The sequence below is a fragment of the Gordonia sp. (in: high G+C Gram-positive bacteria) genome (assembly GCF_012515855.1).
Classification (GTDB): domain Bacteria; phylum Actinomycetota; class Actinomycetes; order Mycobacteriales; family Mycobacteriaceae; genus Gordonia.
Genome location: NZ_JAAYXO010000142.1, coordinates 24,655 through 48,903, shown reverse-complemented (window position 1 = coordinate 48,903; position 24,249 = coordinate 24,655). Strand labels below are relative to the sequence as shown.

The window sequence follows — 24,249 nt, the reverse complement described above, 5'->3', positions numbered from 1 at the left end:
ACGCGATGAGCGGCGAGAAGACGATGAGCGGCGAGAAGACTCCGAACTGGCAGGGCCAGACCAGCGCGCCGACGCGGATCGTGCTGCTCCGACACGGTCAGACCGCACTGTCGGTGGACCGTCGCTACTCCGGTCGCGGCAACCCCGAGTTGACCGACCTCGGCCGGGGCCAGGCGGCCGCCGCCGGTCGACGGATCGCGGCGGGTGCACTGGGATCGATCGACGCGGTGGTCTCGTCGCCGCTGGCTCGGACCATGGCCACCGCGCACGCGGCCGCAGACTCGCTGGGACTTGAGGTCCGACCGTTCGAGGGCCTCATCGAGACCGACTTCGGAGCGTGGGAGGGGTTGACCTTCCGCGAAGCGGCCCAGCGCGACCCGGACCTGCACCGCAGTTGGCTGGGCGACATCGACGTGGCGCCTCCGGAAGGCGAGAGTTTCGCGCGCGTCGCCGATCGGGTGGTGCAGGCACGGTCCGACCTGGTCGCCGAGTACTCCGGCCGCACGGTCCTGGCGGTCTCGCACGTCACCCCGATCAAGACGCTGCTGCGCGATGCGTTGTCGGCGGGGCCGGAGCTGCTGTTCCGCCTGCATCTGGACCTCGCATCGATCTGCATCGTCGAGTACTTCCCCGACGGCGGAACGGTGGTCCGCCTCGTCAACGACACCGCCCACCTGCAGTAGTGCCGTCGGCATTCGTTCTCTGACGGGCCGGGCCGCTATCCTGAACCTCGCGAACGAGCCGGCCGGGCGGCCGCGGCGAGGGGACGGGGCAACGCATTGCCCGCGCCCGAGTCGAGGAAAGTCCGGACTCCGCAGCAGCAGGGTGGTTGTTAACGGCAACCCGGGGTGACCCGCGGGACAGTGCCACAGAAAACAGACCGCCCGTGCGTCTGACGCACGGGTAAGGGTGAAACGGTGCGGTAAGAGCGCACCAGCGACACGGGTGACCGCGTCGGCTAGGTAAACCCCACCCGGAGCAAGGCCGAAGCTCGCACCGCCGCAAGGCGGGTGCGCGTGCGCGAGTGTTTGAGGACTGCTCGTCCGAGCTCGCGGGTTGGCTGCTTGAGGCACCCGGCAACGGTGTGTCCAGATGGATGGTCGCCGCCGGTCTTCGGACCGGTACAGGATCCGGCTTACGCGCCGGCTCGTTCGCCTCACCCCGGTAGGCCGCGCGCACCGCGTGCGAATACGCTCGGTCGCATGCAGCCGAGAACCAGTGCCCCCGCGATCGACTTCGCCCAGTTGCGCCACGATCTGGGGATCGTCGTCGACTTCTCGCGCGAGGTGGAGCGGCAGGCGGAGTCGGTGGTCGACCGGTTCGCCGCCGATCGCGCGGACCGGACGGATCTGGAGTTGGTGACCATCGATCCGCCCGGTTCCAAAGACTTGGACCAGGCCCTGCGGGTGGTCGCCGAGCCCGATGGCGGGTTCCTCGTCCACTATGCGATCGCTGACGTAGCGGCGCTGGTGGAGCCGGACAGCCCGATCGACGTGGAGAGCCGTCGCCGCGGTCAGACCCTGTACTTTCCCGACGGCAGCGTGCCGCTGCACCCGCGGGCGCTGTCGGAAGGACTGGGCTCGCTGCTCCCGGACCAGACACGTCCGGCGGTCCTGTGGACCGTGCACGTCGCGGCCGACGGTGAGGCGCGCAGCGTCGACGTGACGCGTGCGTCGGTGCGGTCGCGGGCCCGCCTCGACTACGCGGGGGTGATGGGTGACCTCGCGGCTGATCGGCTCCACCCGGCGATCGCCGGGCTGCCCGATTTCGGGCGCACGCGGTTGACGTGGGCGCTGCGCCGCGGTGCGGTGCAGTTGGATCTGCCCGATCAGGAGATCGTCCCGCACACGCCCGGCCGTGCGTGGACGCTGCGGCTGGCGCCCCGAACCCCAGCCGATCAGTGGAACGCGCAGGTCTCGCTGTTGACCGGGATGTGCGCGGGTACCGCGCAGGCCGAGGCGGGGGTCGGCCTGCTGCGGACCCTGCCGCCCGCCGCGCAGGAGTCGGTGGACGACCTGCGCCGGATCGCGCAGCATCTGCAGATTCCGTGGCCGGACGACGCGTCACCGGGACAGTTCCTCGCGACGCTGCGGCCCGAGGCGCCGACGACCCTCGCGTTGATGAGCGCCGGTGCACGGCTGATGCGCGGGTCGGGATACCTCGTGCTCGACGCCGAGACCGCGGACCTGCCGGTGGATCAGCGAGCCCACGCCGGTGTCGGCGGACTGTACGCGCACGTCACGGCGCCCCTGCGTCGGCTGGCCGACCGGTATGCCACGGAGGTGACGTTGGCGGTCACGGCCGGCCGCGAGGTCCCGGATTGGGTCGCCGAGGTGCTGCCGACCCTGCCGAAGATCATGCGAGGCACCGATTCGGAGGCGTCCACCGCCGAGCGCAAGAGCTTGGCGCTCACCGAGGCGGTGGTGCTGTCGGATCAGATCGGTGCGCGTTTCGACGCGGTCGTCCTGCGGGACCGCGACGGCAGACGTCCTGCCGAGGTGTTGATCGAGGAACCGGCGATCGTCGCGGCCTGTCGGGACGCGCCGGGGGCCGGGACGCGGTGCACCGTGGAGGTGATGACCGCGGACCCGACGATCCCGGATGTGATGTTCCGCGCCGTCAGCGGGCGCGGCGGTACTTCTTGACGGCGCGACGACCGCGCGATTCCTCGTGGGCGTCGATGCGACCCAGGACGAAGACCGCCTCGGGAGACAACGACGGGTCGGTGGCGATCTCCGTCAACCGGCGTCGATTGACGACGGTGTCGTTGAAGTCGCCGAGGTAGGTCTGCACCTTCTTGGCTTCGGCGCCTGCCCGGTCCAGGGCGCGGCGATTCAACGGCGCCGCCGATTCCGCGGTGTATCGCAGCGCCTTGGCACGCTTGCGGATGGTGTGCAGCTGTTCCATCCACTCCGGTGACCACGGCGTGTACTTACGGAGCTTCTTCTCCGCTTTGACCATCCGGGAGTACGCACCGCCGACTGCGTCGGCTGCGATGTCGCGTGCCGGTCGCTCGGCCATCGGGCCGGGAATCGGGGCCGTGATCAGTCGGTCGAGATCGTCGAGCATCGTGATGTAGCGCTGGGTCGAGAGCGCGAAGCGCAGGGCCTTGAGCGCCTGCTGGTGGCCGTCGCGCTCGTCGTCGACGAGGGCCTTCACCAAATCGGCGGGGGCGTCTTCCCGCGCCAGGAGCAGTTCGTTGGTCGCGAGCCGGACCTCGCGGTCGCGGGCGTCGCCGAGCACCTCGCCGAGGAGGCGCAGCTCGTCTGCCACGGGGGCGGCCATCTCCGGGGCGATGACGCCGGGGTAGGACCGGAGGATCGAGCGGATCTTGCGCGCGGCGATGCGCATCTGGTGCACGGCGTCGTGGGCGTTCTCACGGGCGAGGGGGTCCCAGGCATGCAGGTCGTCGCGATGCGAGGCGAGGTCGTACTGCACCAGCCCGAGCGCGGAGGCCTTCTTCGGCAGGGCCCGGATCAGGTCGTCGTGCGGCTGGGTGCCGATGGCGCGAGCGAGCTTCGAGACGCTCGACGCCTCGCGGGCGCCGGCCGACCGAAGCGTGTGTTTGGCGCGCTTGAGCAGTGCTGCGTCCCCGCCGACGAGCTCGAACTCCCACTCCGCCCAGCGGTTCACGCCGCCACCGGGGAGCAGCGACTCGGCGCTCACCACGTCTTCGCAGAACTCGGCGAGGGGCGTCCCCTGGGCGTCGAGGACGGTGGTGACGGTTCGGTCGGTGGTGATGGTGGCGACGGGCACCAGTTCCGCGGATCGAATGACGGTGAGGATCTGGGCGCGCAGAGCTGCGGGAACCACGTCGTCGCTGCCCTCACCGAAGTCCACGGCGGTCTCCTTGCGGCCGCCGGGCACCGACGAGGGGCGCTTGAGGTGCCATCCGGCGTCCGTCCCGCCGGTGCGGCGACGCAGGGTCATTCGGTTCTTGGCGAGCAGGGTGTCTGCGGTGTCGAAGTAGGTCGCCTCGAGCAGGTAGGTGGCCGGTTCGCCGACGGTGCAGCCGTCGGTGAGGCCGTTGAGGTCGGGTGCGGGCAGGCCGGCGTCGACATCGAACTTCAACTCGACTTCGATGGAGTGGGAGGGACTCATTCTTGCGCGCTCCTGGTGACGGCGAAATGGTCGGTGGCTTCGACCAGACGGTGGACGATGCCGGGTTCGAACGACGCGTGTCCGGCGTCGTCGACGATGTGCAACTGCGCGTTCGGCCAGGAACGATGGAGGTCCCAGGCGCTGCGCATCGGACAAACCACATCGTATCGGCCTTGAACGATCACTGCCGGAATGTGGGCGATGGCATCGATCCGGTCGAGGATCTGTCCGTCCTCCATGAATCCGTGGTTCACGAAGTAATGGTTCTCGATGGTCGCGAAGGCGAGGTCGAAGCGGTCGCCGTCCCCCGAATCGTGCTGGGGGAGCAGGTAACTGGTCTTGTTCTCCCAGGTGGTCCATGCGGTGGCCGCACGCTGCGCCGCGGTGCGGTCGTCGCCGGTCAGCAGACGATTGTAGGCGGCGACCAGATCGCCGTCGCGTTGGCCCGCGGGGATCGGTTCGAGGTAGGTCTCCCACACGTCGGGGTAGATGTGCGACGCGCCCCCGTTGTAGTACCAGTCGATCTCACTGCGACGCAGCAGGAAGATGCCGCGCAGGACCAACTCGGTGACGCGGTCGGGGTGGGCCTGCGCGTACGACAGTCCGAGGGTCGAGCCCCACGAACCGCCGAACACCTGCCACTGCTCGACGCCCAGGTGCTCTCGCAGCTGTTCCATGTCGGCGATCAGGTGTGCGGTGGTGTTGACCGAGAGGTCGGCGCCGTCGGCGATGTGCGGACGCGACTGTCCGCAGCCGCGCTGGTCGAACAGCACGATGCGGTATCGCGACGGGTCGAAGAACTGCCGCTGCTTGGCTCCGGTGCCGCCACCCGGGCCGCCGTGGACGAACACCACGGGCTTGCCGTCGGGGTTGCCCGAGGTCTCCCAATAGATCTCCTGACCGTCGCCGACGTTGAGATGTCCGGACTCGTATGCCTCGATCGGCGGGTACAGCGTTCGCATGAATTCAGCCTAGTCACCCGCTCAGAACGGTGGCTCGCCATCGCTGGCGAGCGAAGCGGCCCGAGCGTTGGCCGCCGCGGTGCACGCCAGTCGGTAGCGCCGCTGGGCGCGCAAGCGCATGCGGTAGGCCTGTTTGGCCTCGGTGCGGGTCCGGCTGCGTTCGGGTTGGTCGGTCGGATCTGAGGCACCCGGAGCGGTCGGCTCGCCGTGACGGCAGGGGATGAGCCCGAGCTCGGGCAGGAGCCAGTGGTTCCGGGCTCTGGCTCGGACGGTGTACCCGGACGGGGTGGTGGTCTCGGTCCAGACGGTGCCGTCGGCGTCGGTGATCTGGTCGTCGAGCCAGCCGTCGGCGAAAGTCTTGAGCAGGTGGTGGAGACGACACTTGGGTTGCAGATTGCAGGGGCAGGTTGCGCCGCCTGCGGCGGGGGCGTCGTGGTTGTACTCGGTGACGTGGTCGAGGTCGCAGCTCCACGCGGGGCGGCTGCAGCCCGCTACTGCGCAGGTGCCGTGGAGGCCGCGAACAGCGGTGGCGCAGGCGGCGGTGGGGCGGTACGGGTCGGCGGCCTGCGCGGTGCGATCGGCGAGGCCTGCGAGGTCGAGGGTGCGGACGAGGGTGCCGGGTCGATCGGCGATCTCGCGGGCGTGGTGGGCGTCGATGGGGCCGAAGCCGTCGAGGTAGGCGGCTTTGTCGCTGGTGCCGCGCAGGGTGGCGGCGTCGGCGATGACGTGAACGACGATGCGGGCGAACTGGGCGTCGACCTGCTCGGCGGAGGCCTTCGCGGCGCAGTCGGGTCGGCCGCAGTCGCAGTCGAACTCGGTACCGAGCTGGGTGGCGACGAAGGCGTCGGCGCGGCGTTTGCCGAGGGTGCGGGAATCGTGCGCGCAGACCTGGAGGGCACGAGCGCGGTTCGCCTTGTCGATGAGGGCGATGTCTTCCGGGCTGGTCGCAATGGTGAGGGTGGACTGGTCGACGTCGTTGGCGACGGTGACGCCGGGGGTGTTGGCGCGGCGCTTGTCGCGGAGACCGTCCGCGTCGTACTCGGCGACGTACCGCCGGGCGGTGTCGTCGGCGATGCTGGTGCTGATGGCGCCGTGTTCGCGGAGTGACTGTGCGATCTCGGCGTCGATGGCGGCGATGAGATCGGCGTCGGTGACGGCGGAGCACTGCAGAACGATGCTGCAGAAGGCGCGGTCACTCAGGAGGCCGTCGCGGAGCAGCCGTGCAGTCTTCGGGAGGCGTTCGTTCGCTTCGATGGCGAGGGTGACCTTGCGGATGCCGGTGTTGACGCCGACGGCGAGGATCGCGGCGATCTCGGCGCCGAGCACGGTGACGGAATCGAGGAGTCGGCGGTCGTCGCTCGTGGAGGTCTCCTGGTTGCGGCTCTGCAGCAGTGCGTACAGGGCCTGGTAGCGCTGCCAGGCGAGGCGGGCTTCGTCGCGAGCGATGTCGGCGATGGCCGTGACGGTGGCGATGGCCGTGACGGTGGCGATCGCGGTGGTGGTGGCGATCGCGGTGATGGTTCCGACCGGGTTGTCCGTCGGGTTCGTCATGTTGACTCCTTGTGAGAGGTCGAACCGATGAACTAATGATATGTGAGGCCTATCATAACCGCAAGGGCTGATCGAACATTCGTGCCCACGCTGGCCGGTCGCTGCCGGTGAATGCAGAAGCGGCCCGTTCGACGAATCGAACGGGCCGCTTCTGCGTGCGGGGGACTCGGGTCAGTATGAGTGCTCGGGGCCGGGGAAGCTCGCGCGGGCGACCTCGTCGCGGTAGGTGCGTGCGGCTTCGCGGAGGTCGTCGCCGACGGACGCGTAGCGCTTGACGAACTTGGCGGTCTTGCCGTGCGTGTAGCCGGCCATGTCCTGCCAGACCAGCACCTGTGCGTCGGTTTCGTTGCCTGCGCCGATGCCGACGGTCGGGATGGTCAGTTTGCGGGTGATCTGCCCGGCGATGTCGGCCGGGACCATCTCCATGACCACGGAGAAGGCTCCCGCTTCCTGGACTGCGATGGCATCGGCGACCAACTGGTCGGCGGCGTCGCCGCGGCCCTGCACGCGGAAGCCGCCCAGCCCGTTGACGCTCTGCGGGGTGAAGCCGACGTGTGCCATCACGGGGATGCCCGCGGCGGTCAGCGCGGCGATCTGCGGCGCGACCCGGTCGCCGCCCTCGAGCTTCACGGCGTGGGCGTGGCCCTCCTTGAAGTAGCGGACGGCGGTCTCGAGGGCCTGCTGGGGGCTCGCCTCGTACGTGCCGAACGGCAGGTCGGCGACGACCAGCGCGTGCGGGGCGCCGCGGACCACGGCGCGCACCAGCGGAATCAACTCATCGTTGGTGATCGGGATGGTGGTGTCGTAGCCGTACACGACGTTGGCGGCCGAGTCGCCGACCAGGAGAACCGGGATCTCGGCCTCGTCGAAGATGCGGGCTGTCGAGAAGTCGTACGCGGTCAGCATTGGCCACTTGTGGCCTTCGGCCTTCCACTGCGCGAGGTGGTGAACGCGGGTCACGCGGCGGGGCGCCTGCGTGCCGACGGGAGCGGTGGAACCGTAAACGGATGCATCCGACATGGTCTGCCTCATTTCTGCCTCGAGTCCCGCAGGGGCGGGTACCCGGGTTGGTGTGGACGATGTCAATTGTTCCACCGGGCCGACGCCGGGAGAACCGGGCATTCGGTGGGATTAGTCACAGGGAGGCCGCTCCGCGCGGGTTAACACGTGCGTAACCGGGGACCTCTACAGTTCGGTGGTATGGACCGCCAACAGGAATTTGTGCTGCGCACCCTCGAAGAGCGGGACATCCGCTTCGTCCGTCTGTGGTTCACCGACATCCTCGGTTATCTGAAGTCGGTGGCGATCGCTCCCGCCGAGCTCGAAGGCGCCTTCGCCGAAGGCATCGGTTTCGACGGCTCGGCGATCGAAGGCTTCTCCCGTGTCTCGGAGGCGGACATGGTGGCCAAGCCCGACCCGTCGACCTTCCAGATCCTGCCGTGGCGCGACGAAGGCGAGCTGTACTCGGCGCGCATCTTCTGCGACATCACCATGCCCGACGGTTCGCCGTCGTGGGCCGACCCGCGCAATGTGCTCCGCCGCCAGCTCAACAAGGCCGCCGATCTCGGGTTCACCTGCTACGTCCACCCGGAGATCGAATTCTTTCTGCTCGAGAACCGGCCGATCGACGGCACCCCGCCGGTGCCCGCCGACCGCGGCGGGTACTTCGACCAGGCCTTCCACGCGCTCGCACCCAACTTCCGGCGCCACGCCATCGATGCGCTCGAGGCGATGGGCATCTCGGTCGAGTTCTCGCACCACGAGGGTGCGCCCGGTCAGCAGGAGATCGACCTGCGTTACGCCGACGCGCTCTCGATGGCCGACAACGTGATGACCTTCCGTTACCTGGTGAAGCAGGTGGCCTTCAGCGACGGCGTCCGCGCGACCTTCATGCCGAAGCCGTTCAGCGACTACCCGGGCTCGGCGATGCACACGCACATGAGCCTGTTCGAAGGAGACACCAATGCCTTCCACAACCCCGACGATCCGATGCAGCTGTCGGTGACCGGCAAGCGATTCATCGCCGGAATCCTGCGGCACGCCAACGAGATCAGCGCCGTCACCAACCAGTGGGTCAACAGCTACAAGCGGCTGATCTATGGCGATGAGGCCCCCACTGCCGCCACCTGGGGCGGAGCCAACCGTTCGGCGATGATCCGACTGCCGTTGTACACGCCGAACAAGTCGTCGTCGCGTCGCGTCGAGATCCGCACGCCCGACTCGGCGTGCAATCCGTACCTCACTTTCGCGGTCCTGCTCGCCGCCGGTTTGAAGGGCATCGAGAACGAGTACGAACTGCCCGAGGAGGCCGAGGACAACGTCTGGGCGTTGACCGAGGCGGAGCGTCGCGCCATGGGATACAGCGAACTTCCGGGATCGCTGGCCGAGGCGCTCGTCGAGATGGAGAAGTCCGAGCTGGTCGCAGAGACTCTCGGCGAGCACGTCTTCGACTACTTCCTTCGCAACAAGCGGGCTGAATGGGCCGCGTATCGTGGTCGCGTGACGCCGTACGAACTCGAGAAGTACCTTCCGCTGTAAGGGGCCTGGGTGACTGTTTCACGCGGCCGGTCGGCGGTTCCCAGTCCCGGCCGGCTCGGACTGCTGCAGCCGGAGGCGCGCGATCTGCTCGAGTCGCTCGGCTGGACGGGTGTCGGAAGCATCGACGTGCTCTGGTCGCTGTCACGAGCGCCCGACGCAGACCTGGCGCTCGGTGCGCTGGTACGCCTCCGCGAAGCCGATCCGGAGGCGTGGCCCGAACTCGATGGTCTGCTGCGGAGCGACAAGCGGTTCCGCGGCCGACTGCTGTCGGTGCTCGGCGGCTCGGACGCCCTCGGCGACCACCTCGTCGCGCAGCCCCGCACCTGGCGAGTGCTGCTCGAGGACCGACTGCCCGACGAGGTCGAGGTACGAGAGGCGTTGTTGGACGCGGTGGACGCGGTGCCGGAGCCGACCGCCGTCGGCCACGGTGACCTGCTGTACCGATCGAAGCTGATCGGGGCGGACGCCGTCGTCGCACTGCAGCGGGCCTATCGAGATCAGCTGCTCGTCTTGGCCGCGCACGATCTCGCCGCCACGGTCGAGAACGAACCGGTCCTGTACCTGCCCGAGGTGGGAGGTCGGTTGTCGAGTCTGGCCGACGCGGCATTGACGGCGGCCCTCGCCGTGGCGATCGCGACGGTCCTCGGCGAAGCGGGCAGCGATGCGATGAAGCCCTTGGAGATCGAACTCGCGGTGATCGCGATGGGCAAATGCGGTGCGCGCGAACTGAACTACGTCAGCGACGTCGACATCGTCTTCGTCGCGGAGCCCGCCGACTCGACATCGGCGCGGATCGCGGGAGAGATGATGCGGGTGGGGTCCATCGCGTTCTTCGACGTCGACGCCGCGCTGAGGCCCGAAGGAAAGAGCGGAGCCCTCACCCGGACGCTGGAATCGCACGTCGCCTACTACCGGCGCTGGGCCAAGACCTGGGAGTTCCAGGCCCTCTTGAAGGCCCGAGCGATGACCGGCTCGATGGCGTTGGGAGCCAAATACATCGAGGCGACCTCGTCGATGGTGTGGGACGCCTCCGAGCGCGACGACTTCGTCGTCGAGGTGCAGGCGATGCGCCGACGGGTGGAGTCGCTGGTGCCGCCCGAGGAGAAGTCGCGGAACGTTAAGCTGGGACGCGGCGGCCTTCGCGACGTCGAGTTCGCGGTACAACTGCTCCAGATGGTGCATGGTCGCGTGGACGCCAGCCTGCATGTCCAGTCGACGGTCGACGCCCTGGCCGCGTTGACCGACGGCGGCTACATCGGGCGCGACGACGGCGCCAATCTGGCGGCGTCGTACCAGTTCCTCCGGCTGCTCGAGCATCGACTGCAACTGCAACGACTGCAGCGCACCCACCTGCTGCCCGATCCGGACGACACGGCGGCGATGCGGTGGCTCGCACGGGCCGCGCACGTGCGACCCGAGGGCACCAAAGACGCCGTCGAAGTGCTGCGTCGGGAACTGCGCAAGCAGCGAACTCGCGTGCGGCAACTGCACGAGAAGCTCTTCTACCGACCGCTGCTGGAGTCGGTGTCGAGGCTCGACAAGGGCGCCCTGCGGTTGTCGGACGAGTCGGCCAAACGTCAGCTCAGCGTTCTCGGTTGGTCGTTCCCCGATCGCGCCCTGGCGCATATTCGGGCGCTCGGCTCGGAGACCGGCCGCAGCGGCCAGATCCAGATGCTGATCCTGCCCGGTCTGCTGGAGCACATCAGCGACACCCCTGACCCAGACGCCGGGCTGCTCAACTATCGCAGACTGTGCGATGAGATGGTCGGCGTCGTGTGGTTCTTGAGACTGCTGCGCGACGACGGGGTGGTCGCCGAGCGATTGATGCACGTTCTCGGAACCAGCGAGTACATCGCCGACCTCCTGATGCGGTCGCCCGATGTAATTCAGCTGTACTCCTCCGGCGCGACCGGCCCCAAGCTCACCGAGGTCGACTCTGTAGACGTGGTGAAAGGACTTGTCGCGTCGACGATGCGGGCGTCGGACCTCGATCGGGCGATCGCGGTCGCCCGATCCCATCGACGAGCCGAGTTGGCGCGGATCGCCTCGGCCGACCTGTTGGGGCTGATGTCGGTGCAGGAGGTCTGCCGCGCGCTCTCGACCGTCTGGGCAGCGGTGCTCGGCGCCGCACTCGACAAGGTGATCGCGTCGAGCCTCTCCGCCGGCACCGAGGCGCCCGCGCGGATCGCGGTGATCGGGATGGGACGACTCGGAGGTGGCGAACTCGGGTACGGCTCGGATGCCGACGTGCTGTTCGTCTGCGACCCGAACGACGGCGAGGACGAGTCCGAGGCGCTCAAATGGTCGCAGACCGTGGCCGACCGGGTCCGCAAGATGCTCGGCACCCCGAGTGCCGACCCGCCGCTCGAAGTGGACGTCGGCCTCCGGCCCGAAGGCAAGAACGGACCCATCGTGCGCACGCTCGCGTCGTACGAGGCCTACTACCGCCAGTGGGCACAGGCGTGGGAGGTGCAGGCGCTGCTGCGCGCGCATGCGGTCGCGGGCGATGCCGACCTGGGTCTGGAGTTCCTGCACATGATCGACGTGACGCGTTACCCGGAAGGCGGAGTGTCGTCGGAGGCGGTGCGTGAGATCCGCCGGATCAAGGCGCGCATCGACGCCGAGCGACTGCCGCGCGGAGCCGATCCGGCCACGCACACCAAGCTGGGACGCGGTGGCCTGGCCGACGTCGAGTGGACGGTGCAGCTGACCCAGTTGCGGTACGCCCACGAGTATCCGGCCCTGCACAACACGTCGACGCTCGAAACCCTCGAGGCGATCCGCGAGCTGGAACTGCTGACCGAGGAGCAGGTCGAGAAACTGACCGACGCCTGGTTGACGGCCACCAAGGCGCGCAATGCGCTGGTGTTGGTGCGCGGAAAGCCGGTCGATCAGCTGCCGGGACCGGGCAGCGCGCTGCGGTCGGTGGCCTACGCTGCGGGCTGGCCGCAGGACGAGGCTCAGGAGTTCCTGGAGCACTACATGCGCGTGACTCGCCGGGCCAAGGCCGTGGTGACCGAGGTGTTCGGCGGATAGCGCCGACCGTCGACATCGGTCCGTTTCGCGTAGTCTTCTCGAAGGACTCGTGGCACCTGCCCGATCCTGACGAAAGGCGTTCTGGACCAATGAACATCCTGCACAGCCGCTGGGGTCGCCCGGTGTCGGACGTGATCACCGCCGGCATCCGAGTTGGGCAGTGGGTGGCTGCGCCGGCGCTGAAGGTCGGTCAGGCCGTGGTCCAGAAGCTCCCGCTGGAGCATCTGGTCTCGATCGGCGACGAACAGCAGCAGGCCAACAACCGCATCGTCTACGACTTCTTCTCGGGTATCGGGCCGGAGCTGGCGAACCCCGGTGGCGCGCTGCCGGGGGCCAACCAGTGGGACGTGCCCTGCAGCCCGGAGCATCCGGTTCCGGTGATCCTGGTCCACGGCACCGCGGGCGGCGGTCAGACCAACTGGGGCACATACGTTCCGTTGCTGGTGGATGCGGGCTTCTCCGTATTCACACTGACCTACGGGGCGCTCGAGGGGGCGAAGTGGCCGATCTCCGCGCTCGGCGGAATGAAGCGGATCGAGGACAGCGCAAGGGAGTTCGGCGAGTTCGCCGAAAAGGTGATGGCGTCGACGGGTGCCACTCAGGTCGACGTGGTCGGACACTCGCAGGGCACCATCGTTCCCGGCTATTGGGCTAAGTTCCTCGGGGGCGAGAGCAAGATCCGACGGTATGTGTCACTGGCCCCGCTGTGGGAGGGAACGTCGACGCTGACCAGCACTCGGCCGCTGACCACCGACTTAAAAGAGACGTACGGCATCGATGTCGGCGCGGTGATTCCGTGTCATGCGCTGCCGCAGATGATGGCGGGCTCGCACTTCTTGGAGAAGCTGAACTTCGGGGGCAGTCCCTACGTGCAGGGGATCGAGTACACGAACATCTCGACCGCGCACGACGAACTGGTTCGCCCGTACACCTCGGGGCAGGTGGTCGGCCTGCCGGACGACAATGTCACCAACATCGTCCTGCAGGACGGCTGCGCCAAGGATTTCTCCGACCACCTCGGCATCTGCGGTTCGCCGCGCGCTGCGGCAATGGTGTTGAACGCGCTCGAAGGTGAGGACCTGCGCCTGGTTCCGTGCCGCCTGGTGGCGCCGTTCTTCGGCTCGCCGATCATGAACAGGACGGCAGGTGCTCCGGACCTGATCGCCGCCTTCGCTCCGTCGCACATCAGCTGAACTTTCGACGATTCCTTGACAAACCTCCACGGGTGAGTGACAGTGATCACGCTGAACATTACCGAACGCTCGGTCTGAGTGTTCAATCTGCCTTGGAGGTTTTTCGATGACCGATGCACCCGACCTTACCGAGTTGCTCGCCGGCTCCCCGTCGAACTGGGGAAAGTGGGGGCCTGACGACGAAGTCGGCTCGCTCAACTACCTGACTCCGGATCAGGTCCTTCGCGGCGCCGCGCAGATCAAGCGAGGCGCACTCTTCACCCTGCAGCGACTGATCGGCGACCCGAACGGTGACCCGGTCTGGCCGGGTCGCAGTCCCGCGACCCGCGAGATGATCCTGGACGAGTCCCATTGGGACGAAGGCAGCGACGGTCCGGCGTTCCCGGGCGGCCTGCACTATGCCGACGACAAGATCAACGCATTTCTCCAGGGCAGCACGCAGTACGACGCGCTCGGGCACGTCTGGTACGACGGCAAGATCTGGAACGGCTACGACGCTCGCACCACGATCGGCGGACTCGACAAGGCCAGTGTCGCGCCGATCGGCGAGCGCGGCGTCGCGGGCCGCGCAGTGCTGCTCGACATGGCGCGCTACCGCGGCAAGCCCTATCTCGATCCGAAGGAGACCTTCACCCATCGGGATCTCATCGCTTGCGCCGAGCAGCAGGGGACACCGATCGAGAAGCGCGACATCATCATGATTCGCACCAATCACCTGCAGCTGTTCTTCGAGAAGGGCGACGCCTTCTACGACGACTTCTGCGAGTCGGGCCTGGAATACTCGCCGGAACTGGTCGAGTGGTTCCAGGACATGGAGATCCCGAACCTGGTGACCGACACCATTGCGAACGAGGTCACGGTCGACCCGTCGACCGGTGTCGCTCTGGTCCTGCACAACGCGTTGATGCGCAACCTCGGCATCGCATTCACCGAGATCTGCAATCTCGAGGCACTGGCCGACGACTGTGCCGAAGACGGTCGCTACAGCTGCTTCTACGTGGCCGCGCCGCTCAAGATCCACCGAGCCACGGGCTCTCCGGTGAACCCGGTGGCGATCAAGTGACTCGTTACATCGATCGGCCGTGGCTTCCGCTGTACAGCGACGGCGTTCCCGCTGACATCGACGTCGATCATCGGACGGCACTCGACATCTTCGTCTCGGCGTCGCTGGAGACACCGGACGCGGCGGCCATCAAGTACTTCGACGGCGGGTTGACGTTCGGCGAACTGGGGACGGCATCGGATGCGCTCGCGGCGAGGCTGATCGCCGACGGCTTCGCGCCCGGTGATCGCCTCGGCCTCTACGTGCAGAACAACCCGGCCTTCGTGATCGGGCTGGTGGCTGCGTGGAAAGCGGGCGGTGTCGCCGTCTCGATCAACCCGATGAATCGTCACGCCGAGCTCAGCTACCTGCTTTCCGACTCGGGCGCTGTGGCACTGCTGGCATTGGACACGCTGTACGACGAGATCGCGAGGGAGGTGATCGCTACCGGCGACACTGCTGTGCGCACGGTGGTTCTCGCATCGGCACTCGATTTCCAGACGCGCGACGACCAGCGGTTGTTCAGCGGCCTGTCGCGGCCGTCGGAGGACGGCGCACTTGCGCTGTCGGCAGTGATCCGAGACCACGACGGCACGCCGCCGCCCGCGGCGTCTCCGAACTCGGACGACACCGCGGTCCTGAGCTACACGTCGGGAACGACGGGCCGACCCAAGGGTGCGACCAACACGCACGGGAACCTGGCGTTCAACGCCCAGACCTACCGGGACTGGATCGGCCTCGGCGCTGACGACGTGGTGCTCGGCGTCGCGCCGCTGTTTCACATCACCGGACTGGTGGCGCATGTGATGATCGCGGGCCTGCTGCGCGTGCCGCTGGTGCTGGCGCACCGGTTCGCTCCGGACGTGATGATCGACGCGATCCGTGAGCATCGACCGACGTTCACGGTCGGTGCGATCACCGCCTACATCGCGCTGGCTGATTCGCCGGATGCACGCGAGGGCGACTTCGCCTCGTTTCGGGCGTTGTATTCGGGCGGGGCGCCGATCGCACCTGCCGTCGCCGAGCGACTCGAGAAGGTCTTCGGGGCGTACATCCACAACGTCTACGGCCTGACCGAGACCAACTCGCCGTCGCACGCGGTGCCATACGGTGTTCGCGCGCCGGTCGATCCCGACTCGGGAGCGTTGGCAGTGGGCGTGCCGGTCTTCAACACCACGGTGCGTGTGGTCGACGACGGGGGCGCCGATGTCCCGGTGGGCGAGGTCGGCGAGTTCGCGACAAGCGGTCCCGGAGTGGTTCCGGGATACTGGAATCGGCCGGATGCGACGGCCGAATCGATCCCGGGCGGCGAGCTTCGGACGGGCGACGTGGGATTCATGGACGCTGACGGCTGGTTCTATCTGGTCGATCGCAAGAAGGACATGATCAACGCCTCCGGCTACAAGGTGTGGCCGCGCGAGGTGGAGGACATGCTGTACGGCCATCCGGCCGTGGCGGAGGCCGCGGTGGTCGGGGTGCCCGACGAGTATCGCGGTGAATCGGTGAAGGCCTTCGTCTCTCTGCAGCCGGGCAAGACGGCGACCGCGGAAGAGATCATCGCGTTCGCCAAGGAGCGGATGGCCGCGTACAAGTATCCGCGATCGGTGGAGATCCTGACCGAGTTGCCCAAGACGGCGACGGGGAAGGTACTGCGTCGCACCCTGCGGGATCAGGCGGTCGACGAGGCCTGAGTCCGATCTGACTACGCCGACTACGGTGCGCCCGCCAGGCTGCGCACGTAGTCGGCGTATTCGGTTGCCGTTGCGGCGGCTTCGTCGGCGTCGCCGTCGAACCAGCGGCACACGCTGAGACACAGCTCGACCGCCGCCCGCGCGGCACCGTGTACGTCGGTGACAGCGCCGATGTCGGCGATCGGCTGCGCGAACTCGGTGACGAGCTGTGCCATATCGGCGGTAGCCGTCGCGGCAGGCGCCCCGACGAGGCTGTTCCGGTCGGTCATCGTGATCGAGGCGAGCTCGCGCCGCCGCGCGGCGAACAGGACGGTGGCCTCGCTGAGGTTCGACAACCGCGCCGTCGCGCCGGCTGCCTCGGCCACGGCCGCGCGCAGGTGGGCGGTCAATTCGGACGATGCCACCTGGAAGATCGCAACCAGCAGGCTCTGCTTGTTGGGGTAGTGGTGGTAGACGCCCGGCACGCTGATCCCCGCTTCGGCGGCCACACTCCGCATCGTCGCGCCGTGGTATCCGGTGCTGACGAAGCAGGTGATCGCCGCGCCGAGGACCGGATCGAGGTCGAGGTCGCCATAGTCGCGCCAGTCGAAGGCTTGCGGAGTCAGACTCCCGGAGTCGTCCGCGTCGGGAACGGTCAGCTCGGCGATGGCTTCGGGCGTGGAGCCCAGCGCCTGCGCGATCAAGGTGAAGCGATCGTCGGACAGCACGGTCTTGCCGGTCTCGATTCCGCTCATCGTCCCGACGCTGACACCGATCCGTCGCGCGAGCTCCCGCATTGAGATGCCGGCGAGTTCGCGCGCAGGGCGAATCATCAACTGCGGTGCCGACGGTCGGGACATGTCCTCACGCTATCCCGCCGCGCGTATGGTGTGGACAACGACACATAAGACGCGGGTGGGCGATGTCCGCGCTGCAGGAGGGTTGGTGGTGGGCGCAGAGGTGGTGGGTCCGGCTGACGGACTCGAAATGTTTCGGACGGCGTGCGCGAGGTCGGCGACGCAACCGCTCATCTCGTACTTCGACGTCGAACTCACTGCGGCGACCGTCGATCACCGATCGTCGGCGCTCGCCAGTGCCCTGCGCGAGGACGGTTTCGAACCCGGCGATCGGCTCGCGATCCTCACCCAGAACGATCCGGCCTTCGTCGTCGCGGTCCTCGCCGCGTGGAAGCTCGGCGGCGTGGCGGTGCCCGTGAACCCCATGTACACCGAGCGCGAGTTGGCGTTCCTGTTGATCGACACCGAGACCCGCGCCCTGGTGTGCCTGGAGGAGGAGTTCGCGGGTGTGCCCCGGTCGGTGATCGACGGGGGTGACACGGAGGTGGCGACGGTCGTCCTGATCGATCGCGAGGCCGCCCTGTTCGCGGAGGCGCCCGAGCTCGCCGACGGCGAATTCGCACCGCACCCGATCGCGTCGACCGATCCCGCACTCCTGATGTACACCTCCGGCACCACGGGTGTGCCGAAGGCCGCAGTGATCACACACGCCAACGTCACCGCATCCGCTGAGATCTACCGGCTGCTGATGTCGCTGACCGATGCGGACGTCGTGCTGGCGATCTCGCCGCTGTTCCACATCACCGGCATGATCGGCCATATGGCGGTCGCTTTTCGGACCGGTGCGCGTCTGGTCCTGGCACACCGGTTCGCCGCCGAGGTGATGATCGAGCAGGTTCGCCGCCATCGACCGACCTTCATCGTCGGCACGGTCACGGCGCTGGTCTCCGTGGTCAACGCGTCGACCGGCCCCGAGGATTTCGCCTCGGTGCGCTCGCTGTACACCGGGGGTGCTCCGGTGTCCAGGGCGGTCGCCGACCTGATCGAGTCGGGGACCGGGCAGCCGCTCAACATTCTCTACGGACTGACCGAGACCACGTCGCCTGCGATCGCGACGCCGATGGGCGAGCCGATCCCGGTGGACGCCGAGTCGGGCGCGATGGCGATCGGCCTGCCGGTGCCTGCGACCGTCTGTCGAGTGGTCGACGTCGACGGCAGGCAGGTGGCTGCCGGGGAGGTCGGCGAGATCGAGTTGCGCGGACCCCAGGTCATCGGAGGCTACTGGCGCGCGGGGGAGGACACCGCCGACATCGTCGACGGCGCGCTCCGTACCGGAGACATCGGCTTCGTCGACGAGTCCGGGTGGATCTTTCTGCTCGATCGTCGTAAGGACATGATCACCACGGCCGGTTACAAAGTGTGGCCGCGCGAAGTGGAAGAAGTGCTTGCGCGGCATCCGGCGGTGGCCGAAGCGGTCGTCGTCGGCATGCCCGACGAGACCAGGGGCGAGGAGGTCACCGCGTTCGTGACGGTGCGGTCTGGTCGCACCGTCACTCCCGCCGAGCTCATCGATTTCTCACGGACACAGCTCGCGGCGTACAAGCGTCCGCGCCGGATTCGTATGGTCAGGGAACTACCCAAGAGTCCGACCGGCAAGGTGCTGCGCCGCGAGCTGCGTGGCGAGAACTACTCCTGAATCTCGAGGATCTTCAGACCGAACACGATGGTGTCGCCGGCGTTGATGGTGCCGTCACCGGTGCCGGTCGGGTAGCCGTCTTCGGACGGGATCACCACGGCGACGGTGGAGCCGACCTTCTGTCCCACCAGCGCGTCGCGGAAGCCGGGGACCACGCCGGCGGGGGAGAACTGGGCGGGCTCACCGCGCTGGTACGCGCTGTCGAAGACCTTGCCGGTGGTGCCGTTGACGCCCTCGTAGCAGACGCTGACGTACGACGAATCGGAGACCACGGCGCCGGTCCCCTCGGTGAGGGTCTTGACCTCGGTCTTGTCGACCTTGAACGGGATCGTGATGTCGATCTTCGGCGCCGCGTTGGTGGCCTCGTCGGTGACGGTGAACGCCGCTTGGCCCTGAATGCCCTTGGCGACCCAGGTGGGATCGCCGGAGGGGGCCGCCGCCGGGGCGCAGGAGAGCACGTTGATCGACGGGTCGTCGGCGGGAGCATCGTCGGACGAGCACGAGGTCAGCGCGAGGGCGCTCGCCGCGAGTGGGAACAGGACCAGGGCCTTGAGCTTCAAGGTGGGAGGCTTCATGGTGGGTCAGCCTATCGGGCAGCGTCTCAGCTCGGCTCCGCGGCCATGATCTTGAGCACGAAAACGATCGAGTCGCCGGGCCGGATGGTGCCGTCCGGACTGCCTTCGGGATAGCCGTCCGCGGAGGTCATGACCACCCCCACGGATGCGCCGACCCGCTGTCCGACCAGTGCCTTGCGGAACCCGGGAACCACGCTGTCCGCGCGCATCCGCGTGGGAGTGCCGCGCTGGTACGCACTGTCGAAGACCTCGCCGTTGCGGCCGTTGACGCCCTCGTAGCAGACGTTCACGATGCTGTCGTCGGTGATCTCGTCGCCGTCGCCTGCGGTCAATGTGCGGACCTGGGTCTCGTCGACCGTCAACGGGGCGGTCACCTTGATCAACGGGGCGAACTCATCGGTCGAGCCGGCGATCGCGGCGCTGCCGGACGCGCCGGTGACCTCCCACTGCGCCTTGGTGTCGGCGGGCGGATCGGCCTCCGGGCAGACACCGCCCTCCATGAACGGAGTGGCGCGGGTGACCTTGAGGCTGCTGTCGGCGGCATCGCCGGTGTCGCCGGAACAGCCGGTCACGATCAGGGCGCAGGCGAGGGCGGGGATCAGCAGGAGAGTCTTGCGCTTCATCTGCGCGACACTAGCACTCGTGCGCCTGCCGACCGCAGCCGTGGACCCTGGCACGAAAACGACGATGGCTCGGGGTCCCCCGACTGGACCCCGAGCCACCTGAAGAATCGGTTATGCGCCGATCGCCTTGGCGATCATCGGCCACGACGAGTGCAGTTCGCGCTCCCAGTAGCCCCACGAGTGAGTGCCCTGCGGGCGGATCTTGACCGTGGCCGGAATCTTCAGCTGTGCCAGGCGCTGAGCCATCTGCTGGGTGCAGACGTTGGTGGCGGCTTCGATGGCGCCGCCGAGCGCCACGCGATCGGCCAGGGCGACGCCCTCGGTAGCCGAGCTGCCCGGCGACAGCGACTCGTCCTGACCGGGCAGGCCCGAGTTGGACGACAGATACACCTGCGTTCCGCGCAGCTTCTCCGCATTGAGGTACGGGTCGTTGGCACGCCAGCCCGAGCCCTTGTACGGGCCCCACATGTTGCGGGTGTCGGCCTTGCCGCGGTCCTCGACGACCATGCGGATGTAGCGCTGGCCCACGGAATCGCTGGTGCGCGCGCAGCCGCTGTAGGAGGCGGTGATCTCGTAGAGCTCGGGGTCGGCGATCGCCAGGTTCAGGACGGAGGTGCCTGCCATCGAGATGCCTGCGATGCCGTTCTTGCCGGTGGTATTCAGTTCCTTGTCCAACAGGGGCGGCAGCTCCTTGGTGAGGAACGTCTGCCACATGTGCTTGCCGATCGTCTCGTCGGCCTGCTGCCAGTCGGTGTAGTACGAGAACTTGCCCTTGAGCGGGGTCACCACGTTGACGTGCTTGTTCTTGAAGTAGTCGACGTAGTCGGTGCGGAGTGCCCAGCTGGCTGAATCCTCGCCGCCGCCTGCGCCGTTCAGCAGGTAGAAGGTGGGTGCGGGCTTCGAGGAGTCCTTCGGCACCAGGACGTCGAGCGGCACATCGATGCCCATCGACTCGGAGTACACGGTGATGATCTTGTGCTGGTCGGTGTTGCCCGGCTGCACGGAGATGATCGAGGACGGTGCGGCATCGGCGACGCCGCCGACGACGGACTGGCCGACCGCGGCGGTCGCGAGAAGAAGGGCGCCGGTCAGCAGACTGGCGAGAGAACGGGACTTCATGGTGAGGCGAGTCTTCCACTGCGTGAGCGACGTTGATCACTCGTGTCGGGGCCTGGGAGGGAGGCGAGGGCGAGGGCGACGTCGGTTGCACACGTCACGCTCGCGATCGTTTGTAGCATCGGACTCGGGCACCCGGGCAACTCGCGAACCGTCGGCGGCACAGAAGTGCTCCTCGCCACCGCATAGAGTGCTGGTTATGGCTGGGACTGCGAACCGCGCGGGAGCACGGCGGGCCGACCCGCCGTTCGCCCTGATGCCGTGGGTGTTCGCCGGCGGCATGCTGGGGGCTCCCGCCCGCTACGCCGTCGAGTCGGCCTTACCGGGCGTCGACGGCGGCTTCCCGGTGGCGACCTTCACGGTGAACGTGGTGGGCGCCTTCGTCCTCGGCCTGGTGCTCGAGTCGCTGGCTCTCGCCGGCCCCGACGCGGGTATCCGCAAGCGGCTGCGACTTCTGATCGGCACCGGCTTTCTCGGCGCCTTCACCACGTACAGCAGCTTCGCCGTCGAGATCAACCTGTTGACCACGTCCGACCGGATGGGCGTCGCGGCGGCCTATGCGGCGTCGAGTCTGGTGGTCGGGTTGGTGTCGGTCGCACTCGGCATCGGGGCGGCGCACACCGCGCGGCGACGGTCGGAGGGCGTCGCGTGACCTGGGTGGGGCTGATCGGCCTGAGCCTGTTCGGCGGACTCGGGGCCTCCGCCAGGTTCGTCCAAGACACGTTCGTGAAAGCGCGGGTGACGTCGGGCCTCCCCTGGGGAACTCTCAGCATCAACGTCGTCGGATCGTTTCTCCTGGGACTCATCACCGGTCTGGCGATGTTCGCAGGCGATGCGTCGCAGTGGAGCGTGGTGCTCGCGTCGGGATTCTGTGCCGGCTACACCACGTTCAGCACCGCGATGTTCGACGCCGCGACCCTCGCGCGCGCCGGCCGGTGGCGTGCCGCCGCAGTCGACGTCATCGGGACGTTGGTGCTGTCGGTCGGTGCCGCCGCCCTCGGTATCTGGGTAGCTGCGCTCTAGTGTCGCTGCGCTCTAGAGAAAGAAACGACCCGCTCGGCGAGGAAGTCGCGGAGCGGGTCGTTGCTGGTGGTGATCAGCAGTCGTAGTAGAGGTCGAACTCGTAGGGGTGCGGGCGGATCTGGATCGGCTCGATCTCCGTCTCGCGCTTCAGCGCGATCCAGGTCTCGATGAGGTCCTCGGTGAACACGCCGCCCTGGGTCAGGTAGTCGTGGTCGCGCTCGAGGTTGTCGATGACCTCCGACAGCGCGGTCGGCGCCTGCGGGATGCCCTTGGCCTCCTCCGGCGGGAGCTCGTAGAGATCCTTGTCGACCGGCTCGTGCGGCTCGATGCGGTTCTTGATGCCGTCCAGGCCCGCCATCATCATGGCGGCGAACGCCAGGTACGGGTTGCCCGAGCTGTCGGGGCAGCGGAACTCGATGCGCTTGGCCTTCGGGTTGTTGCCGGTGACCGGGATGCGGACGCAGGCGCTGCGGTTGCGCTGGCTGTAGACCAGGTTGATCGGCGCCTCGTAGCCCTTCACCAGGCGCTTGTACGAGTTGATCGTCGGGTTGGTGAACGCCAGCAGGCTCGGAGCGTGGTGCAGGATGCCGCCGATGTAGTAGCGGGCCATGTCCGACAGGCCGGCGTACCCGGACTCGTCGTGGAACAGCGGCTTGCCGTCCTTCCACAGCGACTGGTGGGCGTGCATGCCCGAGCCGTTGTCACCGAACAGCGGCTTCGGCATGAAGGTCACGCTCTTGCCGTGCTGCCACGCGACGTTCTTGGTGATGTACTTGAACAGCTGGACGTCGTCCGCGGCGTGCAGCAGGGTGTTGAACTTGTAGTTGATCTCGGTCTGGCCGCCGGTGCCGACCTCGTGATGCGCGCGCTCCAGCTCGAAGCCCGACGCGGTCAGGGTCGTCGACATCTCGTCGCGCAGGTCCACGTAGTGGTCGTACGGCGCGACCGGGAAGTAGCCGCCCTTCTGGCGGACCTTGTAGCCGCGGTTCGGGGTGCCGTCGGGGTTGGTCTGGTTCTTGGCGTTCCACCGGCCGGACTCGGACTCGACCTCGTAGTGGGTGCCATTGATCTCGGAGCTGAACGACACCGAGTCGAAGATGTAGAACTCGGCTTCGGCGCCGAAGAAGCAGGTGTCGGCGATGCCCGTGGAGGTCAGGTAGTCCTGCGCCTTGCGCGCGACATTGCGGGGGTCGCGGCTGTAGGCCTCGCGAGTGAAGGGGTCGTGGACGAAGAAGTTGACGTTCATCGTCTTGGCCTTGCGGAACGGATCGATGCGCGCGGTGGCCGGATCCGGCAACAGCATCATGTCGGACTCATCGATCGACTGGAATCCGCGGATCGACGAGCCGTCGAATGCCAGACCGTCTTCGAAGACGTCCTCGGTGAATGCGTGGGCCGGAATGGACAGGTGCTGCATGGTTCCCGGCAGGTCGCAGAAGCGGATGTCGACGTACTCGACGCCCTCTGCCTTGATTCCCTCGAGCAGTTCCTCGTTCGTGTTGTACACGGTTCGCCTGACTCCTTCTTGGTGAATATGCGGCCAGAGTGGTGTCTGGCCTGACATCGCAACGACCGTCGCTCGGTCGTGCGGATCTCGGAATACAGACTACGGAGATGACGTTGCTCGTGCGTTGATCCAATGTTTCTCCTTTGTTACAGCGAGGGCCATTAGGTAACGGAATGCGGCATTTCTCCTCGATTCCTGTGGTGGGCGTCACTCGATTGGGCCTGGTGGGTCCGCTCGATAGGATTGGCTCATGGTCGTTTCCAGAGGAGGCAAGTAGTGGCGCGCGCGACGGGCACATGGCTGTCGGGGCCGCAGTTCCCCGGGGCTGACGACAACGACTACAACGGCCAGGACCTCGGGCTGCCCGCCGACGGCCCGGGTTCGCTGGTCGGTGGCTGGGGCCGGGTGCTCGGCCTCCTGATCGACTGGTTGATCGCCGGCGGCGTCGCGGTCGCGATCATGGGCGTCAAGCCCGCGAACCACATGGCGTCGAGCCTCGAGATGACGATGCGGAGTGCAGCCACGCCGCAGTTGATCATCTGGTGCGTGATCGGCGTGCTGGCCGTCGCGATCTTCGGGTTCACGCCCGGGCAGTTCTTCGTGGGGACGCGCGTGGCGCGTGTCGATCTCGGTCCCGAGCGAACAGCAGCGGAGATCGAGGGACGGGAGCCGCGCGCCGCTGTCGGGATCGTGCGGGCGCTCGGCCGGCAGGTGATTCTGCTCTTCGTGGTCCCGGCGTTGATCAACGACTACAACGGACGGGCCATGCACGATCGCGCGACGGGAACCGCCATCGTTCGCACCCGCTGACCGACGCGC

Annotated in this window: 20 protein-coding genes and 1 other RNA gene; 12 read left to right on the top strand and 9 right to left on the bottom strand. The window is 67.6% G+C overall.

Annotated elements, in window-relative coordinates:
- Positions 1–5 precede the first annotated feature (5 nt).
- The 3 genes from GX543_RS10725 (at position 6) to GX543_RS10715 (ending at position 2,645) form a co-directional block, all read left to right on the top strand.
- The gene (locus GX543_RS10725) at positions 6–683 is read left to right on the top strand and encodes a histidine phosphatase family protein (protein WP_290851877.1); all 678 of its coding nucleotides are present in this window, start codon (positions 6–8) and stop codon (positions 681–683) included.
- A gap of 54 nt (positions 684–737) precedes the next feature.
- An RNA gene (rnpB, locus tag GX543_RS10720) (RNase P RNA component class A) lies at positions 738–1,154 on the top strand.
- 48 nt (positions 1,155–1,202) lie between these two features.
- Complete coding sequence (locus GX543_RS10715; RefSeq protein WP_290851875.1) at positions 1,203–2,645, top strand: RNB domain-containing ribonuclease; 1,443 nt, start codon at positions 1,203–1,205, stop codon at positions 2,643–2,645.
- On the opposite strand, the gene GX543_RS10710 is transcribed toward GX543_RS10715, so the two are convergent.
- The 4 genes from GX543_RS10710 to panB form a co-directional block, all read right to left on the bottom strand.
- Positions 2,620–4,101 (bottom strand): CYTH and CHAD domain-containing protein, encoded by a 1,482-nt coding sequence (locus tag GX543_RS10710; RefSeq protein WP_290851874.1) that lies wholly within the window; start codon positions 4,099–4,101, stop codon positions 2,620–2,622. The genes GX543_RS10715 and GX543_RS10710 overlap by 26 nt on opposite strands.
- Positions 4,098–5,063, bottom strand: a complete 966-nt coding sequence (gene pip, locus GX543_RS10705; RefSeq protein WP_290851873.1) for a prolyl aminopeptidase — start codon at positions 5,061–5,063, stop codon at positions 4,098–4,100. The genes GX543_RS10710 and pip overlap by 4 nt, the downstream gene beginning before the upstream one ends.
- Before the next feature lie 21 nt (positions 5,064–5,084).
- Complete coding sequence (locus GX543_RS10700) at positions 5,085–6,614, bottom strand: HNH endonuclease signature motif containing protein (protein WP_290851871.1); 1,530 nt, start codon at positions 6,612–6,614, stop codon at positions 5,085–5,087.
- 171 nt (positions 6,615–6,785) lie between these two features.
- Positions 6,786–7,634 (bottom strand): 3-methyl-2-oxobutanoate hydroxymethyltransferase, encoded by an 849-nt coding sequence (panB, locus tag GX543_RS10695; protein WP_290851869.1) that lies wholly within the window; start codon positions 7,632–7,634, stop codon positions 6,786–6,788.
- 180 nt (positions 7,635–7,814) lie between these two features.
- Between panB and glnA (GX543_RS10690) the strand changes: the two genes are divergently transcribed.
- The 5 genes from glnA (GX543_RS10690) to GX543_RS10670 all read left to right on the top strand — a co-directional run bounded on the left by glnA (GX543_RS10690) (position 7,815) and on the right by GX543_RS10670 (position 16,114).
- Positions 7,815–9,152, top strand: a complete 1,338-nt coding sequence (gene glnA / locus GX543_RS10690; RefSeq protein ID WP_290851868.1) for a type I glutamate--ammonia ligase — start codon at positions 7,815–7,817, stop codon at positions 9,150–9,152.
- 9 nt (positions 9,153–9,161) lie between these two features.
- The gene (locus GX543_RS10685; protein ID WP_290851866.1) at positions 9,162–12,188 is read left to right on the top strand and encodes a bifunctional [glutamine synthetase] adenylyltransferase/[glutamine synthetase]-adenylyl-L-tyrosine phosphorylase; all 3,027 of its coding nucleotides are present in this window, start codon (positions 9,162–9,164) and stop codon (positions 12,186–12,188) included.
- An 89-nt stretch (positions 12,189–12,277) separates the two neighbouring features.
- Positions 12,278–13,381 carry an alpha/beta fold hydrolase gene (locus tag GX543_RS10680; protein WP_290851864.1) on the top strand — a complete coding sequence of 368 codons (1,104 nt, stop codon included), beginning with the start codon at positions 12,278–12,280 and terminating at the stop codon, positions 13,379–13,381.
- A 106-nt stretch (positions 13,382–13,487) separates the two neighbouring features.
- Positions 13,488–14,444 carry a cyclase family protein gene (locus GX543_RS10675; protein ID WP_290851861.1) on the top strand — a complete coding sequence of 319 codons (957 nt, stop codon included), beginning with the start codon at positions 13,488–13,490 and terminating at the stop codon, positions 14,442–14,444.
- Complete coding sequence (locus GX543_RS10670; RefSeq protein WP_290851860.1) at positions 14,441–16,114, top strand: AMP-binding protein; 1,674 nt, start codon at positions 14,441–14,443, stop codon at positions 16,112–16,114. Before GX543_RS10675 ends, GX543_RS10670 begins: the two co-directional genes overlap by 4 nt.
- 20 nt (positions 16,115–16,134) lie before the next feature.
- Here the strand turns inward: GX543_RS10670 and GX543_RS10665 are convergent, their stop codons facing one another.
- Entirely contained in the window at positions 16,135–16,953 is an 819-nt protein-coding gene (locus tag GX543_RS10665; protein ID WP_290851858.1) for a TetR family transcriptional regulator, read from the bottom strand.
- Between the two features lie 127 nt (positions 16,954–17,080).
- On the opposite strand from GX543_RS10665, the gene GX543_RS10660 reads away from it, so the two are divergent.
- A complete protein-coding gene (locus GX543_RS10660) occupies positions 17,081–18,586 on the top strand; it encodes an AMP-binding protein (protein ID WP_290851857.1) in 1,506 nt (501 codons plus the stop codon).
- Here GX543_RS10660 and GX543_RS10655 read toward each other — a convergent pair.
- The 3 genes from GX543_RS10655 to GX543_RS10645 all read right to left on the bottom strand — a co-directional run bounded on the left by GX543_RS10655 (position 18,577) and on the right by GX543_RS10645 (position 20,903).
- Positions 18,577–19,161 carry an FKBP-type peptidyl-prolyl cis-trans isomerase gene (locus GX543_RS10655; RefSeq protein WP_290851856.1) on the bottom strand — a complete coding sequence of 195 codons (585 nt, stop codon included), beginning with the start codon at positions 19,159–19,161 and terminating at the stop codon, positions 18,577–18,579. The genes GX543_RS10660 and GX543_RS10655 overlap by 10 nt on opposite strands.
- Positions 19,162–19,187: 26 nt before the next feature.
- Positions 19,188–19,784 carry an FKBP-type peptidyl-prolyl cis-trans isomerase gene (locus GX543_RS10650; RefSeq protein ID WP_290851855.1) on the bottom strand — a complete coding sequence of 199 codons (597 nt, stop codon included), beginning with the start codon at positions 19,782–19,784 and terminating at the stop codon, positions 19,188–19,190.
- 111 nt (positions 19,785–19,895) lie between these two features.
- The gene (locus GX543_RS10645; protein WP_290851854.1) at positions 19,896–20,903 is read right to left on the bottom strand and encodes an alpha/beta hydrolase family protein; all 1,008 of its coding nucleotides are present in this window, start codon (positions 20,901–20,903) and stop codon (positions 19,896–19,898) included.
- A 196-nt stretch (positions 20,904–21,099) separates the two neighbouring features.
- Here GX543_RS10645 and crcB point away from each other — a divergent pair, with 196 nt between their 5' ends.
- On the top strand, positions 21,100–21,552 hold the full coding sequence (gene crcB, locus GX543_RS10640) for a fluoride efflux transporter CrcB (RefSeq protein ID WP_290851853.1): 453 nt from the start codon (positions 21,100–21,102) through the stop codon (positions 21,550–21,552).
- Positions 21,549–21,923 (top strand): CrcB family protein, encoded by a 375-nt coding sequence (locus GX543_RS10635; RefSeq protein ID WP_290851852.1) that lies wholly within the window; start codon positions 21,549–21,551, stop codon positions 21,921–21,923. The genes crcB and GX543_RS10635 overlap by 4 nt, the downstream gene beginning before the upstream one ends.
- Positions 21,924–21,996: 73 nt before the next feature.
- Here GX543_RS10635 and glnA (GX543_RS10630) read toward each other — a convergent pair whose 3' ends face one another.
- Entirely contained in the window at positions 21,997–23,430 is a 1,434-nt protein-coding gene (glnA, locus tag GX543_RS10630; protein ID WP_290851851.1) for a type I glutamate--ammonia ligase, read from the bottom strand.
- A 276-nt stretch (positions 23,431–23,706) separates the two neighbouring features.
- Here glnA (GX543_RS10630) and GX543_RS10625 point away from each other — a divergent pair, with 276 nt between their 5' ends.
- Positions 23,707–24,240 carry an RDD family protein gene (locus GX543_RS10625; RefSeq protein ID WP_290851850.1) on the top strand — a complete coding sequence of 178 codons (534 nt, stop codon included), beginning with the start codon at positions 23,707–23,709 and terminating at the stop codon, positions 24,238–24,240.
- Positions 24,241–24,249: the final 9 nt, after the last annotated feature.

What these genes read in the sequence shown, in the direction of transcription:
- GX543_RS10725 (WP_290851877.1), top strand. Translation starts at nt 6, where the DNA reads ATGAGCGGCGAGAAGACGATGAGCGGCGAGAAGACTCCGAACTGGCAG.
- GX543_RS10715 (WP_290851875.1), top strand. Translation starts at nt 1,203, where the DNA reads ATGCAGCCGAGAACCAGTGCCCCCGCGATCGACTTCGCCCAGTTGCGC.
- GX543_RS10710 (WP_290851874.1), bottom strand. Translation starts at nt 4,101, where the DNA reads ATGAGTCCCTCCCACTCCATCGAAGTCGAGTTGAAGTTCGATGTCGAC.
- pip (WP_290851873.1), bottom strand. Translation starts at nt 5,063, where the DNA reads ATGCGAACGCTGTACCCGCCGATCGAGGCATACGAGTCCGGACATCTC.
- GX543_RS10700 (WP_290851871.1), bottom strand. Translation starts at nt 6,614, where the DNA reads ATGACGAACCCGACGGACAACCCGGTCGGAACCATCACCGCGATCGCC.
- panB (WP_290851869.1), bottom strand. Translation starts at nt 7,634, where the DNA reads ATGTCGGATGCATCCGTTTACGGTTCCACCGCTCCCGTCGGCACGCAG.
- glnA (WP_290851868.1), top strand. Translation starts at nt 7,815, where the DNA reads ATGGACCGCCAACAGGAATTTGTGCTGCGCACCCTCGAAGAGCGGGAC.
- GX543_RS10680 (WP_290851864.1), top strand. Translation starts at nt 12,278, where the DNA reads ATGAACATCCTGCACAGCCGCTGGGGTCGCCCGGTGTCGGACGTGATC.
- GX543_RS10675 (WP_290851861.1), top strand. Translation starts at nt 13,488, where the DNA reads ATGACCGATGCACCCGACCTTACCGAGTTGCTCGCCGGCTCCCCGTCG.
- GX543_RS10665 (WP_290851858.1), bottom strand. Translation starts at nt 16,953, where the DNA reads ATGTCCCGACCGTCGGCACCGCAGTTGATGATTCGCCCTGCGCGCGAA.
- GX543_RS10660 (WP_290851857.1), top strand. Translation starts at nt 17,081, where the DNA reads ATGTTTCGGACGGCGTGCGCGAGGTCGGCGACGCAACCGCTCATCTCG.
- GX543_RS10655 (WP_290851856.1), bottom strand. Translation starts at nt 19,161, where the DNA reads ATGAAGCCTCCCACCTTGAAGCTCAAGGCCCTGGTCCTGTTCCCACTC.
- GX543_RS10650 (WP_290851855.1), bottom strand. Translation starts at nt 19,784, where the DNA reads ATGAAGCGCAAGACTCTCCTGCTGATCCCCGCCCTCGCCTGCGCCCTG.
- GX543_RS10645 (WP_290851854.1), bottom strand. Translation starts at nt 20,903, where the DNA reads ATGAAGTCCCGTTCTCTCGCCAGTCTGCTGACCGGCGCCCTTCTTCTC.
- crcB (WP_290851853.1), top strand. Translation starts at nt 21,100, where the DNA reads ATGGCTGGGACTGCGAACCGCGCGGGAGCACGGCGGGCCGACCCGCCG.